Below are 17647 nucleotides of genomic sequence, written 5' to 3'. Positions count from 1 at the left end.
CAAGCTTGTGAGAATTCGCCGCGCGGGCCTATAGCGGGAACATGTCCGAAGACCTGTTTGCAAACACGCCCACATCCAGCGGCGATTATGATTCCTCGTCCATCGAAGTTCTCGAAGGGCTCGAACCGGTGCGCCGCCGCCCTGGCATGTATATCGGCGGGACCGATGATCGCGCGTTCCACCATCTCGCTGCCGAAGTACTCGACAACGCTATGGACGAAGCGGTCGCGGGCCATGCGAACCGGATCGAGGTGCGCCTCGACGAATGCAACCGGCTGACCATCACCGATAACGGTCGCGGCATTCCCGTGGACGAGCACCCCAAATTTCCGGGCAAGTCCACGCTGGAAGTGATCCTTTCAACCCTGCATTCGGGCGGCAAATTCTCTGGCAAGGCCTATGCCACCAGCGGCGGCCTTCACGGCGTGGGCATCAGCGTTGTCAACGCGCTGTCGTCGCACACCCGCGTCGAAGTGGCACGTGACAAGCAGCTTTACGCGCAGGAATTCTCCAAAGGCCAGACGCTCGGCCCGATTGAGGTCATTGGCGCGGCGCCGAACCGGCGCGGCACCAGCGTCACCTTCACCCCCGACATCGAAATCTTCGGCGATCGCAATTTCAAGCCAGCGCGCCTGTTCAAACTCGCCCGGTCAAAGGCCTATCTGTTCGCAGGGGTGGAAATCCGCTGGAAATGCGCGGAAGGCCTCGCCAGCGAGGAAGTCCCCGCCGAGGCAGTCTTCAAATTCCCCGGCGGCCTTGCCGATCACTTGGCCGAGCAGGTTGGCACTCGTGAATGCGTCACCGCACAGCCTTTTGCCGGACGGCAGGACTTCCCGGAGCAGGATGGCACGACCCAAGGCCGGGTGGAATGGGCGATTGCCTGGCCGCTCTATTCGGACGGTTCGACCAGCTGGTACTGCAACACCGTACCGACACCCGATGGCGGTACGCATGAACAGGGCCTGCGCGGCGCATTGACCAAAGGGCTGCGCGCGTTCGGTGAGCTGGTTGGCGCGAAGAAGGCCAAGGACATCACCGCCGATGACGTGATGACCGGGGCGGAAGTAATGCTGTCCGTATTCATTCGCGATCCGCAATTCCAGTCACAGACCAAGGACCGCCTGACATCGCCCGAGGCCGCACGCCTAGTCGAAGCGGCGGTGCGCGATCATTTCGACCATTTCCTCACCGACAATATGGAGCGCGGCAAGGCGCTTCTGGGCGAGGTGATGGAGCGCATGGACGAGCGCCTGAAGCGCAAGCAGGAACGCGAGATCAAGCGCAAGACCGCGACCAATGCGAAGAAGCTGCGTCTGCCGGGCAAGCTGACCGATTGCAGCGGCGAAGGCGACCGTGAAACCGAACTGTTCATCGTCGAAGGGGATTCGGCAGGCGGCAGCGCGAAGCAGGCACGCGATCGGAAATCGCAGGCCATTCTGCCAATCCGCGGCAAGATCTTGAACGTCGCCAGCGCCACCGCCGACAAGATCCGCGCCAATTCCGAAATTGCCGACCTGACGCTCGCCATGGGCTGCGGCACGCGCAAGGACTGCGATCCGTCAGATCTGCGGTATGATCGCATCATCATCATGACTGACGCAGATGTCGACGGCGCCCATATCGCGACGTTGCTGATGACCTTCTTCTTTCAGGAAATGGCGGAAATCGTGCGTGACGGGCGGCTCTATCTCGCGCAGCCGCCGCTCTACAAGCTGACCTCCGGCAAGGAGAGCCGTTACGCCCGTGACGATGCGCACCGGGCCGAGCTTGAAGAAACGGTTTTCAAGGGCAAGAAGGTCGACGTTTCACGGTTCAAGGGCCTAGGCGAAATGAACCCGCAACAATTGCGCGAAACCACCATGAACCCTGATACGCGCAGTCTGATCCGCATCACCCTGCCGCATGAATTCGAGCAGCGCGCCAGCGTAAAGGAATTGGTCGATCAGCTGATGGGCCGCAATCCGGAACACCGCTTCAACTTCATCCAGAACCGCGCGGGCGAAATGGACCGCGACATGATCGACGCGTGACCGATTACAAGGACCCGCGCGAGGAAGACATCGTCTACGGTGATCGCCGCATATCGCGGCCCGATGTACAGCTGCCCGATTGGGACATTCCCGATGGCAGCTATCGCCCGGTTCCGATCGTCTGGTTTACGGGCGCGCTGTTTGCGCAGATTTTCCTGACCGGCTTCCTGTTCCTCGTCCTGATTGGCAAGAGCGGGTGGCTGACGATTGCCCTGACTGCAATGTCGAGCGGCGCCATCGGCGCATGGACGTGGCAGCGCGGCATGGGGAAAGCCGGGATGGGCTGGCGCGTGGCAACTGTCCTGATGCTGCTGTTCTGGTTCGCGCTGTTCGCTTTTGCGGCGGCGAGCAGGACCTGATCCGGGATTTTTCTGCCCCGACCGCGTAAGAAATTCGGCGCGTACCAGACTAAGGGGGGCATGACACAGACAGTCGATCAGCTTTACCGGCAGGCAGGCGAGGAATTTGCCCCTGCCCTTGCGCGTCTCGCCCGAGCGGTGGAGCGCGATGCTGAAAAGGCGCGCGATCTCGAACAGGAAATGCACTGCGCGCTCTGGACCAGCCTTGCCCGGTTCAAGGGGGACTGTGCGCTGAAGACCTGGGTTTACCGCGTCGCGCACAATGTCGCGGCCGATCATGTGAGCAAGGCGACGCGCGGCCCGAAAAAGGTTCCGCTGGAAGAGATCGATGCCCTTCCGGCGGCGGGAAATCCCGAAAGCGATGCTGCCGAAGCACTGGTGCTGCAACAGGTCGCCCAGTTGATCCGCGCCCTGCCCCCGGTCGACGCGCAAACCATCGTTCTGTGGCTAGAAGGTGAGAGCGCAGCCGAAATCGCGGAAATCACCGGCCTGTCATCCGGAGCCGTCGCCACGCGCGTCCATCGGATCAAGGCGCTGCTCGCCGGACATTTCGAACAACCGACAGACAAAGGAGCCAAGGCATGAGCCTCCCCCCCTTCCCCGCCTGGCAGAATGCCGCCAGCGAAGCCTCTTTCAGCGATCCCGCCACCTGCGCGGCCCGCGCATCGAAGTTCGAGCGCACGATCCGTCGCCGCAACCTGATCGAATATGCGGCGGGCGCGTTTGTGATTGTACTGTTCACGGCCTCGTCCGCAGGAGCCGCCTTCAAAGGCGAATGGCTGATTGCGCTGTCGATGGCTCTCACGGTGGTCGGTGCTGTGATTGTGCTGTTGGGACTGCGTCGCCGCGCGAGCAATCTGGATCGTCGTCCCGAAGACCCTTGCGTGTTGCACCTGCGCCGCCAATACGAACGCCAGTTCGAAGCCTTGCGGGACGTACCCAAGTGGTATCTCGGCCCGCTGATCCCCGGGTGGGCGCTGTTCTACATCGCGGTCACTCTGGGCACCGCCGAGGTGACGGGCTGGGTTGAAGCCTTGCGGGGAATAGCCTGGCCGGTTGTGGCGACCATTGGCCTGTTCGGCGTTATCGCGCTTGCCAACTGGATCGCCGCCCGATCGCTCCGGCGCAAGATCGAAGAGATCGACGCGCTGGCTTGATGCCGCCCATCTCCCTAGAGTCTCGTCCCCACGGAGGATCATGATGAAATCGAAGCTTTTTCTCGTCATGCTGGCTGCACCGGCGCTGGCCCTTGCCGTTCCTGCTGATGCTCAAGACGTGCCTCCGCCTGTCGCGCAGACGGATGAACAAAGCGCGCTCGAATTTCGTGCCGAACAGATCGTTGCGCTGGTGAATGGCGAATTGGAGCCACAGGAGGTCTTCAGCGAGGCATTTCTTAACGCGGTTCCGCCCGCCCAATTCGCAGCAATTTCGGCTCAACTAACGGGGCAATTCGGCAAGGCAATCGCGGTCGAAAGTCTCGACCCACCCGGTGGCACCCGCGCCACCCTTGCGATCCGGATGGAAAAGGCCATCGCCCGCGGCGGAATCGCGATTGATCCTACGTCCGAAAACCGAGTCAGCGAGCTGCTTTTCCAGAGCTTCGACGCGATTGACGACAGCCCGGCCAAGATCGAGGCTGACCTTGCGAACCTGCCGGGAGAAGTCAGTTGGTGGTTCGGTGCGATTGAAGAACCGTCAGCCCCCGTGATCGCGGACCGTGCCAGCGAGCAGATGCCACTCGGCTCAACCTTCAAGCTTTATGTCATGGCCGCCCTCGCCCGGGACATTGCAGCAGGAAAGCGCGCATGGGGCGATGTCGTGAACCTCGGCGATGCGCGCAGCTTCCCTAGCGGCATGATGCAAGATTGGCCGAAGGGAGCGGCGGTGACGCTGGAAACTCTGGCAAGCCTTATGCTCTCGATCAGCGACAACACCGCCACCGATACGTTGATCGATGTGCTGGGACGCGATGCCGTGCTTCAGGCAGTTGTCGACAGCGGGCATTCCAGCCCAGACCTCAACGATCCGTTCCTGAAGACACGCGACATGTTTCTGCTGAAGGCGGGGCCCGAAGGCAGGTTGCGCACCTACAGGGAAGCCGACTCCGATGTCCGCAACCAAATCCTTGAAGGGATAGACGAACCCGTCCTGCCGATGAGCACTGTGCAGGCTGCGTTTTCTGGGGGACCAGTCGCGCTGGATGTCGAGTGGTTTGCCAGCGCGCGCGATCTTGCTGGGCTGATGCGCTTCATGCGTCGCACCGCCGATCCAAGAGCTTTCGAAATCATGGCGATCAGCCCAAACCTGCCTGAAAACGCCCGCAGTAACTGGACCTATGCCGGATACAAGGGCGGGTCGGAGCCCGGCGTGCTAAACCTCACCTGGCTTTTGACCGACCAGCAAGGCCGGGACCACGCGCTTATCCTCAGCTGGCGCAATGACGATGCCAATGTCGACCAGAATGCGCTGGAACTGATCGCCCAGCGGATGCTCGCCCTCCCTCGCTAAAGCGAGAGGTGGTTGCCCCTTGCGCGCTGCCCTCGCGCCCCGTATCGCGTCGCTTGAATTTTCAGTCTCGAAGGGAAACCCATGAGCGACAACACGACCGATACGCAGCGTTTTGAAGGCACCAGCAACTACATCGCGACCGATGATCTGAAAGTCGCCGTAAACGCTGCGGTGACTCTGCGCCGGCCGTTGTTGGTCAAGGGCGAACCAGGCACCGGTAAAACGGTCCTTGCGCACGAAATCTCCAAGGCGATCAACGCACCGCTGATCGAATGGAACATCAAGTCGACCACCAAGGCGCAGCAGGGTCTCTACGAATACGACGCGGTTGCGCGCCTTCGTGATGGTCAGTTGGGTGATGAGCGGGTCCATGACATCCGCAACTACATCAAAAAGGGCAAGCTGTGGGAAGCCTTCACCAGCCCCGAACTGCCCGTGCTGCTGATCGACGAGATCGACAAGGCCGACATCGAGTTCCCCAACGACCTGTTGCAGGAACTCGACCGCATGAGCTTCGACGTTTACGAAACGCAGGAGCGGATCGAGGCGAAGGAACGCCCGATCGTCGTCATCACGTCGAACAATGAAAAGGAATTGCCCGACGCATTCCTGCGCCGCTGCTTCTTCCACTACATCAAGTTCCCTGATCGCGAGACAATGCAGGCCATCATCGACGTGCACTTCCCCGGCATCCAGAAGACGCTGGTGAAGAAGGCGATGGATATCTTCTACGAACTGCGCGAAGTGCCGGGCTTGAAGAAGAAGCCGTCAACCAGCGAACTGCTCGACTGGCTCAAGCTGTTGCTGAACGAAGACATGCCGCTCGACGTACTGCAGGACAGCAACCCCAACAGCGCGATCCCGCCGCTGCATGGCGCGCTGCTGAAGAATGAGCAGGACGTGATGCTGTTCGAACGGCTAGCCTTCATGGCGCGCCGTAATCCGAGTTGATCGCTGTTATCAGCGGAAGCTGTAAGCCACCTCGAAATCACCCCAGCGACGGCCGTTGATAATCAGCGGGACGTAGACGTTGCGCACGACCCGGTACTGGCGCCCGTCGCCTTCCTGGCGATAGACCGCCATCATGTAAGGCGCGGTGCTGGATTTGGCTTTCTTGTCGATTGGGTCGAACAGGATCCGGCCGTTGCGGCAGTATTTGGTGTCGTGCACGATATCGCCGGTCGGCTTGCGGGCCATCTCGCTGATGTGCGTCGGCAGGAAGCCTTTGGTATCGGTGCAGGCGGCGGCGCTGATGGCAGGATCGGAATCCTTCGCCGCATCCAGCAATGGCTGCCAGTTGCGATCAGCCCAATCGTTTAGGCCGGTGCGATAACGCTGCGGGTTGCTGTCGGGGATCGGAACGTAATCCTGATCGAACAGGTCGTTCGCTGACAATTCGCCGCGCGCAATCGCAGCCTCGGTAAGTTCGGCGAGTTCGCGGGCTGCATCCTGCGCTTTCTCCACCATCACGCTGTCCTGCGGGCTGAGCCCGGCCTGCACCAGCGAATCGAACATTTCGCTCGCCGTCATTTCCAGCTCTTCCATGCGCGCGTGCGCGCCCTGAAGCTGCTCTTCATTGGTGCGCGCGGCCTCGTCGAAACTGATCAGCACTTTCTGCACGGCATCGACATGATTGCTGATCGTGCCGGTAGAGCGGGCGATGACGTCGTTCTGCTTGTCGACCTCTTCCACCAGATCGCCAACGCTGGCGATCGTGTTCTCGATCCGGGCGACCGATTCCTTGGCATCGCCGCTGGCGCGAGCACCTTCTTCGATTCTGCCGATCACCACGCTTGCTTCTTCACCCAATGCGTCGATGGTCTGAGCGATTTCGACCGTCGCCTTGCGCGTATCGTTGGCGAGGCTTTTCACCTCGCTGGCGACCACGGCGAAGGTACGGCCAGCATCCCCGGCGCGCATTGCCTCGATCGTGGCATTCAGCGCGAGGATGTTGGTCGTCTCCGCGATATCCTCGATGTCCTTGGCGCTGCGGCGCACCTGCTCCATCGCGGCGGAGAAACTGGTGACATGCTGGCCCAGCGCATCAACCAGATCGAGCAGGGACGCGATCTGGCCAAGCGAAGACTGGATCAGGGCAGTACCCTCCCCCAGTCGCTCGATCGCCCGTTCGGAAAGGAGGCGAGCCTCGTCGCTCGCTTCGGCAACCTTGTTCTGATCGGCTTCCAGAGCCTTCACTGTGCCGCGCAGCGCTTCATGCTCTTCGCGCAGCACTTCGGACGAGCGGATAACTGCTTCGACAACGCCGGCAACATCGGTGCAACCGACCGTGACAGCGCCGCATTTCTCCGGGATCTTGTCCAGTGCGCGGGCATTGGCGGTGTCGATGGCGATATTCTGCATTCGGATCAGTCCCCTGTTTGCGACTGCCCTAGCCCCGATATGGTTAGCGAAGCTTTAAATCCGCGGGTGAAATCGGGGCTGCGCACTCTCGATTGTGGGACTGGTAAATCCCCGTTGCCGGGTTTAGGACTGCGCCATGTTTTTCAACTTCATCGACGAACTGCGCGCAGCGGGCATCGGGGCAAGCTTCAAGGAGCATCTCACCCTGCTCGAAGCGCTGGACAAGGACGTTATCGAGCAGACGCCCGAGGCGTTCTATTATCTGTCGCGGGCGACTTTCGTGAAGGACGAAGGGATGCTCGATCGCTTCGATCAGGTGTTCCACAAGGTCTTCAAGGGGATCATGACCGATTACGGCCAGAACCCCGTCGATATCCCCGAAGACTGGCTGAAAGCCGTGGCCGAGAAATTCCTCACCGAAGAGGAAATGGCCGCGATTGAAAAGCTGGGCGACTGGGACGAGATCATGGAGACGCTGAAGAAGCGGCTCGAAGAACAGGAAAAGCGCCACCAGGGCGGCAACAAGTGGATCGGAACCGGCGGCACCTCCCCTTTCGGCAATTCCGGCTACAATCCCGAAGGCGTGCGGATCGGTGGCGAAAGTCGGCACAAGCGCGCCGTCAAGGTGTGGGAAAAGCGCGAGTTCAAGAACCTCGACAACACCAAGGAACTGGGCACGCGCAACATCAAGATGGCGCTGCGCCGCCTGCGCCGGTTCGCGCGCGAGGGCAATCCGGATCAGCTTGATATCGACGCCACGATCGAAGGCACCGCGAAGCAGGGCTGGCTCGACATCAAGATGCGGCCCGAACGCCGCAATGCGGTCAAACTGCTGCTGTTCCTGGATGTCGGCGGGTCAATGGACCCTTTCATCAAGCTGGTCGAGGAACTGTTCAGCGCGGCGACGGCGGAGTTCAAGAACCTCGAATTCTTCTACTTCCACAACTGCCTGTATGAAGGCGTATGGAAGGACAACAAGCGCCGCTGGCAGGAACGTACCAAGACATGGGACGTGCTCCACAAATACGGCCATGACTACAAGATCGTGTTCGTCGGCGATGCGGCGATGAGCCCCTATGAGATCACCCATGCGGGCGGCAGCGTCGAACACATGAACGAAGAAGCCGGCGCCGTCTGGATGAAGCGCGTGACGGACACCTATCCCGCAGCAGTGTGGCTGAACCCCGTTCCGGAAAAGCAATGGGGCTATTCGCAGTCGACCAAGATGCTCAAGCAGCTGATGAATGACCGGATGTATCCGCTGACACTCGACGGTCTGGACGATGCCATGCGGGAGCTGAGCCGCAAGCAGGGGCATTGAGTTGAGAACGCTGCTTGCAGGGATCTTAACTGTCTTGCTGAACCTGTTCGCGGCCCAGTCAAGCATTGCGCAAACCCCTGCAGATACTGCGCAACCGGTTATCGTTTATATCGAAACCAATCCTTGGTTGATGGTAATCGGATCTGATTCTCCGCAGTTCGCTCTCTATGCCGATGGTACCGTGATCTTCCGGACTTCGGAAGGTTATCGCAGATCGAAACTGGATGACGAGCAACGCGCAGAAATCGAGGGGGCAATCGAGCTAAATGGCCTCGAGCCCTACACTGAATACCTGACCGCGAGCGACCAACCAAGTTCGATCATTTACGATTTCCGAGAGAAGCGTGCGGTTTGGGCGTATGGAGCGGTGTCTCGTTGGCGTAATGCTCCGTCCGGGGACGATCCGCTTTTGCGAATGATAAAGGTTTTGCGCGAATTCCGAGTGACGGACGCGGAGCCTTGGATCCCAGATTTCATCGAAGTGATGATCTGGCCGTATGAATATGCGCCCGAAGAATCTATCGTTTGGCAACGCGATTGGCCTGGGATCAACGACGCAAGAACAGTGCGTCGAGGCAATTCATTCAGCATCTTCTTTCCGAGCGCCCATAGTGAAGAATTGTTTGCCTTTCTTGGTACAAGGCGAGAGCGTGGTGCCGTCGAAATCGACGGTCAAAAGTGGGCAGTAAGCTTGCGATACCCGTTTCCGGGCGAGGAACAGTGGTCACAGCCGTCCGCTAGCGATTAGTACAGCAAGTGACCCCGCACCATCTGCACCCACGCCGCTTCGTCGGCTGACGCCAACCCGTCCAGATCATCGGGTGCGGCATCCGGATTGTCGACCCATTCGCGCAGCGAAGGGCCGCCGTTGATCACGTCGATGGCGAGCCTGTCGAGTTCGTATTCATAGGGGAAATCGCGCCACAAATCGTAAGACGGGTACAGCCGCCGGATAGCCTTGAACGCCAATGCCTGCATCCGCCACGGCTTGAAGGCGTCATGATCGTAATCCGGGCCTTCGGCGTGCATCATCAGCGCGTTGCAGAGCTTGCCCGCGTGTTTGTGGAAGGTCGGTTCGAACCAGCAATCACGCATGTGCACACCCGCGCACCAATCCGGCGCGAGGGCGAGCATTTCCTTCGCGACCGCCTTGGCATCCACGTCAGGCGCGCCGAACAGCACCTCCAGAGGGCGGGTGGTCCCCCTGCCCTCTGACAAGGTGGTTCCTTCAAGCATCACCGTCCCGGCATAACAGCGCGCCATGTTGACGCTGGCGGCATTGGGTGACGGGTTGATCCATATGCGCGACGCCGGCCAGCCAAAACCGCTCGCCACCGCTCCGCTATCCGCGTCAGGCTGCCAACCCTTCATCGCCACCACCTTATAGGTGACGTCGAGGTTGAAATGCTCGATGAACCAGTGGCCCATCTCCCCCATGGTGAGGCCGTGGCGCATCGGCATCGGCGCGGCACCGACAAAGCTTTCCTGGCCCGGCACCAGCAATGTCCCTTCAACCGGGCGACCGGCGGGATTGGGGCGGTCAAGCACCCAGACTTCCTTGCCCGCCTTGGCAGCCTCTTCCAGCAGGTAAAGCAGCGTGGTGACAAAGGTGTAGATGCGGCAACCAAGGTCCTGCAGGTCGAACAGGAACACATCCGCGCTCGACATCATCTGCTCCGTCGGACGGCGTACTTCACCATAAAGCGAGAAGATGGGTATGCCGTAATGCGGATCCATCTCGTCCGCGGTTTCGACCATATTGTCCTGCTTGTCGCCTTTCAGCCCGTGTTGCGGGCCGAACGCACTGGTCACATTGACCCCGGCGGCAATCAGCGCATCGAGGCTGTGAACCAGCCCCTCCGTCACGCTCGCAGGGTGAGCGACAAGAGCGACCCTGCGGCCATCCAGTTCGTTCAGCAAGGCACGATCGGCCAGAAGCCGGTCTATTCCGAATTTTACGCGTCCAGTCATGCCCGCTGGGTGGATCAGGCGCGCGGCAAAGGCAATCTGTTTTGAAGCGGTGACGCCACGCTGGCGGGAACCGGTGCCGTGCTGTAACGCTGATTGCATATGGACATCGAATGGACACCAGCACTGATCGCCGCCGCTTGGGCAGTCATCCTAGGCGGCGCGGGCGGTGCCTTGACCGAAATCGGCCAATGGTATCGCGGACTGAAGAAGCCAAGCTGGCAACCGCCTGACTGGTTGTTCGGCCCGGCTTGGACAGTGATCCTGGGCCTTGCCGGATGGAGTTTCTATGTAGGGCTCACACAGGCGCCCTCACCCGAAGAGCGATTGGGTGTCTACGCCCTGTTTGCGGCCAATTTCGTGCTGCATTTCCTGTGGTCGCCGCTGTTCTTCAAAGCGAAACGACCCGACTGGGCGCTGTATGAGAATATCCTGCTCTGGTGCTCAGTCACATCGCTGGTGGTCGTGCTGCCGCGGCTCGTCGGAGAAAGCTTCGCAGGGTGGCTGAATGTCCCCTACTTCGTCTGGGTCAGCTTCGCGTTCGTGCTGAACTGGAAGATTGTCCAACTGAACGGGCCGTTCAATCCCGCTCGATAATCACCTGGCGGCAAGCCTCCGAATGGAATTCGGCCTTGCCCGGCGGAAATGCCAAGGCCCAGAATTGCAGCCCGCCATCGCGATGCTCGACAATAGCGTTGAGCGCGACTTGCGCAGGAGTTGGCAAGTCAGTTGAGATGGTTGCTCTCAGCACCAGTTCGCCGCGCCCGTCTACGCTCCCCATCGAGGTGCTGAGCGAGATTGCGTCGACGGGGGCATCACGCATCCCTTGCCGGAAGGAATCAAAATCGTAGGCAGCCCAGCGTCCGGACGGCGACAGGTTGAATTCGCGATAATAGGTTCCGCCGATTGGCTGCCAGAATATCTCGAAACAGGTCGTCTTCCAGAGATCGTCGGTCCGCACCGAGGGCCCGGGTTCGGGCAGGATGATCGAATCGACCCCGCCATCGAGGCGGAATTCCGCTTCGCATCCGGTCGGGGTTGCCTTGATACCTGCGGTGACGCCCTTGATCGGGCCGAGATCGCAGGTCTGATGGAGCATGAGTGGGTGCATAATTTTCCTATCGCGCATCGGCGCAAGGCGAGCAAGCCACTGGAAGCGCATGGCCCACACTGATAAGCGCGCGCACATGACATACGAATCCGATCTGCTCCGCCTGCTCGAAGAGCGCGGCTATATCCATCAGGTAACCGATCCGGCAGCGCTCGACGCGCTTGCGGCAAAACAGATCGTGCCAGGATATATCGGCTTCGATGCTACCGCACCGAGCCTGCATGTCGGAAGCCTCGTCCAGATCATGATGCTGCGCCGCCTGCAACAGGCAGGGCACAAGCCGATCGTCGTGATGGGTGGCGGGACAACCAAGATAGGCGATCCTTCAGGGAAGGATGAAAGCCGCAAGCTGCTTACGCCCGAGGTGATTGATGAAAACATCTCCTCAATCCGGACGGTTTTCGAAAAGCTGCTGACCTTTGGCGACGGCCCGACCGACGCGATCATGGTCAACAATGACGAATGGCTGTCGCAGCTCGGCTATATCGACCTGCTGCGCGACGTCGGCCCCCATTTCACGATCAACCGGATGTTGACCTTCGATTCCGTCAAATTGCGCCTTGATCGCGAACAGCCGCTTACCTTCCTCGAATTCAACTACATGATTTTGCAAGCATACGATTTCGTTGAGCTTGCCCGGCGGTACGAATGCCGCTTGCAGATGGGCGGATCGGATCAGTGGGGCAATATCGTCAACGGCATGGAGCTTGGCCGCCGGATGGAATCGCGCGATCTGTTCGGGCTGACCACCCCGTTGCTGACCACTGCCGATGGTGCGAAGATGGGCAAGACGGCGGCGGGCGCAGTCTGGCTCAACGAAGAACAGCTGCCGGCGTATGATTTCTGGCAATACTGGCGCAACACCGATGATCGCGATGTCGGTCGCTTTCTGCGGCTGTTCACCGACTTGCCCCTCGACGAAATCGCCCGTCTCGAAGCCCTTGAAGGGGCAGAGATCAACGCGGCAAAAGTGGTTCTGGCCAATGAAGTCACCGCTCTTGTACGCGGGCGCGAGGCGGCCGTTGCGGCGGAAGCGACTGCGCGCGAAACCTTTGCCGGAGGCGGAGCAGGAGACGACCTCCCCTCGGTCAATGTCGGGCCCGAAGGCATGCGGCTTGGCGCATTGCTGACGGAAATCGGCTTCACCGCTTCAAACGGAGAGGCAAAGCGCAAGATCGCCGAAAGCGCGGTAAAGATCGATGGTGAGATCGTGCTGGACCCCGGAATGCTCGTCATTCCGCCCGAAAGCGGATCGTTGAAAATCAGCCTTGGCAAGAAGAAGCACGGCCTCGTGCTGCGATAAGTCCGCCGAAGCCCGGATGCGGGCCCAGATGCAGACTACGCAGCTTTACCAATTGTCAGCCTTTATGGGCCATTAGGTGTGTTGGCCTCGGCAAGAGCGGGCCGAACATGACTATGGAGACTTAGGCTGTGTCAGTCGGAGCGAACCTGAGCGTTACTGATATGCGCCGTGCGGCGCGGCATCCGGTCGATTTCCCGGTGATCGTCGAACACTTCGCCCATGGCGATCTGAACCTGCACGTCTGCAACATTTCTGCCCATGGCTTCATGGTTGATGATGCGGAAAAGCTTAACCGCGGTGACCGGGTCATCATCCGCCTGCCCGTTGTCGGCCGGATCGAAGCCTATGTCATCTGGACCCGCGACAAGCGCGCAGGCTTCCAGTTTGAACGGATCATCCGTCTGGATGATTTCGTCGCTATCATCGACACGCTCCAGCCCAACCCGCGCCTTCGCCGTTCGCGCTGATCCGCGACCACACAACCAAATGAAAGCGATTGCTTGGCAGGCGCTCGCACGCCTGCCATGGGCGCTCTTGTGAGCGATACAGAACCAACGCACCCGTTTCAGGTACACAATTTCCGCGCCTATTGGGCTTCGCGCCTGACAATGACGCTAGCGCAGGACGCCATGCTGCTGGTGATCCAGTGGCAGGCATACAATCTGGCGCGCGACAGCGGGATGAACATCGCTCAAGGTGCAGGCCAGCTCGCCATCATCGGCCTGCTGCAATTCCTGCCACTGTTCGTTCTCACGCCGTTTTCGGGACTGGCGGCGGACCGGTTTGATCGCCGCAAGCTGGCGCTGCTCACAATCCTTGCACAGTTCGCTTCCGCTGCGGCCCTGCTCGGTTTCACCGCAAGCGGAACGGTGAGTCTGCCGGTTCTCTTCACCGTCGCCATTGTTCTTGGGATTGCCCGCTGCTTTTCGGGCCCCGCTCTCTCCGCGCTTTCACCCAATCTGGTGCCAAAGCCGATCCTGCCCACCGCTATCGCTTTATCTTCGATATCGTGGCAGGTCGGAAGGCTGGTTGGCCCTGCAATCGGCGCGGTGCTCTACGCCTTTGAACCATCCCTGCCCTATCTCATGGCATCTGCACTGTTTGCCGTATCCGGAACCGCACTGGCGCTGGTGGGCAAGGTACCCCAACCGGCGATGCGAAAGGACCAGAGACCTATCGGTGCGATCATCGACGGCCTGCAATATGTCGGCCGGAACAAGATGGTTCTGGGGGCGATCACGCTTGATCTCTTTGCGGTATTCCTTGCCGGGGCAAATGCGCTGATCCCGGTGTTTGCCCGCGATATTCTGCACACCGATGAAACCGGCCTTGCGATGCTAGCCTCGGCGACGCCTGCAGGGGCGATTTTGGCAGGACTGTGGTTTTCATTCCGCCCGCTCAGCACCAATGTCGGCCCGAAAATGCTCTGGGCTGTGGCCGTGTTCGGGCTGGCAACCGTCATCTTCGGATTCTCGACCAGCCTGCCGCTCAGCCTTGCCATGCTGTTCGTCATCGGCGCTGCCGACATGTTCAGCGTCTATGTCCGCCAATCACTGATCCAGTTGCACACGCCCGATGACAAGCGCGGCCGGGTTTCCTCGGTCAGCATGATGACGATCAGCGCCTCGAACGAGGGCGGCGACGCCTTCTCTGGCGCACTTGCCTATGTCCTTGGGCCGGTCGCGGCAATCGTCGCCGGGGGCGTTGGTGCGCTTGTAACCGTTGCCGTTTGGAGCCGTATTTTCCCGGTTCTCAGGACAACGAAGACCTTCGATCCGCCAGACGATCTGCTAGAAGGGTCGAAACCATAATTCACAGGAGGCCATCCGCCATGAAAGCTGCCAGCATTCTCGAAACCATCGGCAACACCCCGCACATCCGTTTGTCGCGCCTGTTTCCCGATCACGAAGTTTGGCTGAAGTCGGAACGGGCCAACCCCGGAGGATCGATCAAGGATCGCATTGCGCTGGCAATGGTTGAGGACGCCGAGGCCAAGGGCCTGCTCAAACCCGGCGGCACGATCGTTGAACCCACCAGCGGCAACACCGGCATCGGGCTCGCAATGGTCGCCGCGGTGAAAGGTTACACGCTCGTGCTGGTCATGCCTGAATCGATGTCGATCGAACGGCGGCGCCTGATGCTCGCCTATGGCGCGACATTTGACCTCACGCCCAAGGAAAAGGGCATGAAGGGTGCGATCGAGCGTGCGACCGAAATCGTCGAGACCACTCCGGGCGCGTGGATGCCAAGCCAGTTCGACAATGGCGCAAACCCCGCAGTGCACTCCCGCACCACCGCACAGGAAATCCTCAAGGATTTTGCCGACGCACCGGTCGACGTGATGATCACGGGTGTCGGCACAGGCGGCCATCTGACCGGGTGCGCCGAGGAACTGAAGAAGCACTGGTCGGGATTCAAGGCCTATGCGGTAGAGCCCGCCGCCTCCCCCGTGATCAACGGCGGCGAACCAGGCCCGCACCCGATCCAGGGCATTGGAGCAGGCTTCATCCCGGACAACCTCCATACCAACGCCATCGACGGTGCGATCAAGGTCGAAGCTGACGATGCCAAGGAAATGGCCCGCCGCGCCGCGCGTCAGGAAGGGATGCTGATCGGCATTTCTTCAGGAGCGACATTGGCCGCAATCGCAAAGAAGCTTCCCGAACTGGACGCAGGCACGCGCGTCCTCGGCTTCAACTATGACACCGGCGAACGGTATCTGAGTGTACCGGATTTCCTCCCGGTCGAATAACCAGTTCCGCGTCACATCGCAGTGCACGAAAAAAGGCCCGGCTCCCCCCAGAGCCGGGCCTTGTTCACATGACGAACCGGGTAACTCGTCAGGCCGCGGTTGCGAAAGCTTCTGCCGGGAGCGCCATCATATTGTCGCTGCCCGCTTCCAGCTTGCGCCGCAGAGCCCCTGCATCGGGCAAAAACCGCTCCGCGTAATAGGACGCAGACGTCAATTTTGCCTCGTAGAAGCCTTTTTCTTCGGTTCCGGCCGCCAGAGCCGCCTTCGCAACCTTGGCCATCTTCAGCCAGAAGAAGCCAAGCGTCACGATACCCATGATATGCATGTAGTGGTGCGCGCCCGCGCCCAGGTGGTTCGGATTGGCCATGGCGTTCTGCATGAACCACATGGTTGCGGCCTTCTGCTCGCCCAGCGCCTTTTCAAGCTTCTCGGCAATCGGGGCCAGCATTTCGTCCTGCTTGGCGGCGGCGATTTCTTCGTCGATCATCTTGAAGAAAGCCTGCACCGCGCGGCCGCCCTTGCTGGCGAGCTTGCGTCCGCAAAGATCCATGGCCTGCACGCCATTGGTGCCTTCGTAGATCATCGCGATCCGGCTATCGCGCACAAACTGCTCCATGCCCCATTCGCGTACGTAGCCGTGGCCGCCGTACACCTGCTGCATGTTGTTGGCGATGTCATAGCCCTTGTCGGTGCCATAGCCTTTGATCACGGGGGTCATCAGGCCGATCAGGTCATCGGCAAGCTGGCGCTCTTCCTCGGTCTGGGCCTTGTGGGTGAGGTCCACTTGCAGGGCCCCCCACATGCAAAGCGCCCGCATGCCTTCGTTGAAGACCTTGGCGTCCATCAGCATGCGACGGACGTCGGGGTGAACAAAGATCGGATCAGCCTTCGATTCGGGATCGGCAGGCCCGGACAATGCACGGCCCTGACGCCTATCAAGCGCATAGGTGACGGCGTTCTGGTAGGACACTTCTGCCTGCGCAAGCCCTTGCAGGCCTACACCCAGACGAGCCGCGTTCATCATGACGAACATGGCGGCAAGACCCTTGTTCTCTTCACCAACCATGTATCCGGTCGCGCCGTCATAGTTGAGCACGCAGGTCGCATTACCATGGATGCCCATCTTCTTTTCGATCGATCCGCAGGACACGCCATTGCGCTCGCCCGGCTCGCCGTTCTCGTCGAGAATGAACTTGGGAACGATGAACAACGAAATCCCTTTGGAGCTGTCCGGTGCACCCGGCGTCTTTGCCAGCACAAGGTGGATGATGTTGCTGGTGAGGTCGTGTTCACCCGCAGAGATGAAGATCTTGGTGCCGGTGATCTTGTAGCTGCCATCCGCCTGCGGCTCGGCCTTGGTGCGGATCATGCCCAGATCGGTGCCGCAGTGCGGCTCGGTCAGGTTCATGGTGCCCGACCATTCGCCCGAAATCATCTTGGGTGCATAGGTTTCTTTCTGCTCCTGCGATCCCGCAGCAAGGATAGCGGCAATCGCACCAGTGGTAAGGCCGGGGTACATGGCGAACGCCTGGTTCGCCGTGCCGGTGTATTCCTCGAGCACCATCGCCAAAGTGTGCGGCAGCCCTTGTCCGCCGAATTCCTCAGGCTGGGCAAGCGTACCCCAGCCCGCCTCTGTGTAGGCCTTGTAGGCATCCTTGAAGCCCGGAGGGGTCGTGACAGAGCCGTCTTCGTGACGGGTGCAACCGTGTTCGTCACCGATCTGGTTGAGCGGCGCGAGGACTTCCGAACAGAATTTGCCCGCTTCGTTCACGATCGTGTCGATCATGTCCTGCGTGGCATTTTCAAAGCCCGGCAGGTTTCCGTAGCTTGCCAGCTCCAGCATTTCATTGAGGACAAACCGTGTATCGCGGGTCGGGGCGGTATAGGTCGGCATCAGGTGATCCCTTCTGAGCGTGGATTGATGGAGATGGATG

General features: G+C 60.3%; 17 protein-coding genes. 13 read left to right on the top strand and 4 right to left on the bottom strand.

The genetic code is table 11. The annotated features are described in order from the left end of the window. The first annotated feature begins 41 nt into the window (after positions 1–41). The 6 genes from parE to AABA34_RS10345 all read left to right on the top strand — a co-directional run bounded on the left by parE (position 42) and on the right by AABA34_RS10345 (position 5848). On the top strand, positions 42–2030 hold the full coding sequence (parE, locus tag AABA34_RS10370; RefSeq protein ID WP_338302542.1) for a DNA topoisomerase IV subunit B: 1989 nt from the start codon (positions 42–44) through the stop codon (positions 2028–2030). Further along, positions 2027–2389 carry a hypothetical protein gene (locus AABA34_RS10365; protein WP_034954019.1) on the top strand — a complete coding sequence of 121 codons (363 nt, stop codon included), beginning with the start codon at positions 2027–2029 and terminating at the stop codon, positions 2387–2389. Before parE ends, AABA34_RS10365 begins: the two co-directional genes overlap by 4 nt. A 60-nt stretch (positions 2390–2449) precedes the next feature. Further along, the gene (locus tag AABA34_RS10360) at positions 2450–2974 is read left to right on the top strand and encodes an RNA polymerase sigma factor (protein WP_338302541.1); all 525 of its coding nucleotides are present in this window, start codon (positions 2450–2452) and stop codon (positions 2972–2974) included. Further along, positions 2971–3546, top strand: coding sequence for a hypothetical protein (locus AABA34_RS10355; protein WP_338302540.1), 576 nt, complete (start codon positions 2971–2973; stop codon positions 3544–3546). Before AABA34_RS10360 ends, AABA34_RS10355 begins: the two co-directional genes overlap by 4 nt. 40 nt (positions 3547–3586) lie before the next feature. Next, positions 3587–4897: a serine hydrolase gene (locus AABA34_RS10350; protein WP_338302539.1), complete on the top strand. Its 1311-nt coding sequence runs from the start codon at positions 3587–3589 to the stop codon at positions 4895–4897. 81 nt (positions 4898–4978) lie between these two features. Beyond that, positions 4979–5848 (top strand): AAA family ATPase, encoded by an 870-nt coding sequence (locus AABA34_RS10345; RefSeq protein ID WP_034954012.1) that lies wholly within the window; start codon positions 4979–4981, stop codon positions 5846–5848. Positions 5849–5857: 9 nt separating this feature from the next. Here AABA34_RS10345 and AABA34_RS10340 read toward each other — a convergent pair whose 3' ends face one another. Next, the gene (locus AABA34_RS10340; protein ID WP_338302538.1) at positions 5858–7258 is read right to left on the bottom strand and encodes a methyl-accepting chemotaxis protein; all 1401 of its coding nucleotides are present in this window, start codon (positions 7256–7258) and stop codon (positions 5858–5860) included. Between the two features lie 136 nt (positions 7259–7394). Here AABA34_RS10340 and AABA34_RS10335 point away from each other — a divergent pair, with 136 nt between their 5' ends. Together AABA34_RS10335 and AABA34_RS10330 are read left to right on the top strand one after the other, a co-directional pair. After that, positions 7395–8579: a vWA domain-containing protein gene (locus AABA34_RS10335; RefSeq protein WP_034954008.1), complete on the top strand. Its 1185-nt coding sequence runs from the start codon at positions 7395–7397 to the stop codon at positions 8577–8579. 1 nt (position 8580) lies between these two features. Beyond that, the gene (locus AABA34_RS10330; protein ID WP_338302537.1) at positions 8581–9327 is read left to right on the top strand and encodes a hypothetical protein; all 747 of its coding nucleotides are present in this window, start codon (positions 8581–8583) and stop codon (positions 9325–9327) included. On the opposite strand, the gene AABA34_RS10325 is transcribed toward AABA34_RS10330, so the two are convergent. Further along, on the bottom strand, positions 9324–10550 hold the full coding sequence (locus AABA34_RS10325) for an exo-beta-N-acetylmuramidase NamZ family protein (RefSeq protein WP_338304729.1): 1227 nt from the start codon (positions 10548–10550) through the stop codon (positions 9324–9326). The two genes, AABA34_RS10330 and AABA34_RS10325, sit on opposite strands and share 4 nt — an antisense overlap. Positions 10551–10649: 99 nt before the next feature. Here AABA34_RS10325 and AABA34_RS10320 point away from each other — a divergent pair, with 99 nt between their 5' ends. Further along, positions 10650–11144 (top strand): TspO/MBR family protein, encoded by a 495-nt coding sequence (locus tag AABA34_RS10320; protein ID WP_338302536.1) that lies wholly within the window; start codon positions 10650–10652, stop codon positions 11142–11144. On the opposite strand, the gene AABA34_RS10315 is transcribed toward AABA34_RS10320, so the two are convergent. Then, complete coding sequence (locus AABA34_RS10315; protein WP_338302535.1) at positions 11128–11646, bottom strand: hypothetical protein; 519 nt, start codon at positions 11644–11646, stop codon at positions 11128–11130. The two genes, AABA34_RS10320 and AABA34_RS10315, sit on opposite strands and share 17 nt — an antisense overlap. Before the next feature lie 88 nt (positions 11647–11734). On the opposite strand from AABA34_RS10315, the gene tyrS reads away from it, so the two are divergent. From tyrS to cysK, 4 genes are all read left to right on the top strand, one after another. Next, positions 11735–12961: a tyrosine--tRNA ligase gene (gene tyrS / locus AABA34_RS10310; RefSeq protein ID WP_338302534.1), complete on the top strand. Its 1227-nt coding sequence runs from the start codon at positions 11735–11737 to the stop codon at positions 12959–12961. A gap of 128 nt (positions 12962–13089) precedes the next feature. After that, the gene (locus AABA34_RS10305; protein ID WP_338302533.1) at positions 13090–13428 is read left to right on the top strand and encodes a PilZ domain-containing protein; all 339 of its coding nucleotides are present in this window, start codon (positions 13090–13092) and stop codon (positions 13426–13428) included. 57 nt (positions 13429–13485) lie between these two features. After that, positions 13486–14772, top strand: coding sequence for an MFS transporter (locus AABA34_RS10300; RefSeq protein WP_445083780.1), 1287 nt, complete (start codon positions 13486–13488; stop codon positions 14770–14772). Positions 14773–14792: 20 nt separating this feature from the next. Further along, entirely contained in the window at positions 14793–15713 is a 921-nt protein-coding gene (gene cysK / locus AABA34_RS10295; RefSeq protein ID WP_338302531.1) for a cysteine synthase A, read from the top strand. An 88-nt stretch (positions 15714–15801) separates the two neighbouring features. On the opposite strand, the gene AABA34_RS10290 is transcribed toward cysK, so the two are convergent. Then, on the bottom strand, positions 15802–17607 hold the full coding sequence (locus AABA34_RS10290) for an acyl-CoA dehydrogenase C-terminal domain-containing protein (protein WP_338302530.1): 1806 nt from the start codon (positions 17605–17607) through the stop codon (positions 15802–15804). Between the last annotated feature and the right edge of the window lie 40 nt (positions 17608–17647).

This window comes from Erythrobacter sp. Dej080120_24, assembly GCF_036322605.1.
GTDB lineage: Bacteria > Pseudomonadota > Alphaproteobacteria > Sphingomonadales > Sphingomonadaceae > Erythrobacter > Erythrobacter aurantius.
Note: the sequence above shows the minus strand (reverse complement) of the source record. Positions and strands in the feature narration are given on the sequence as shown.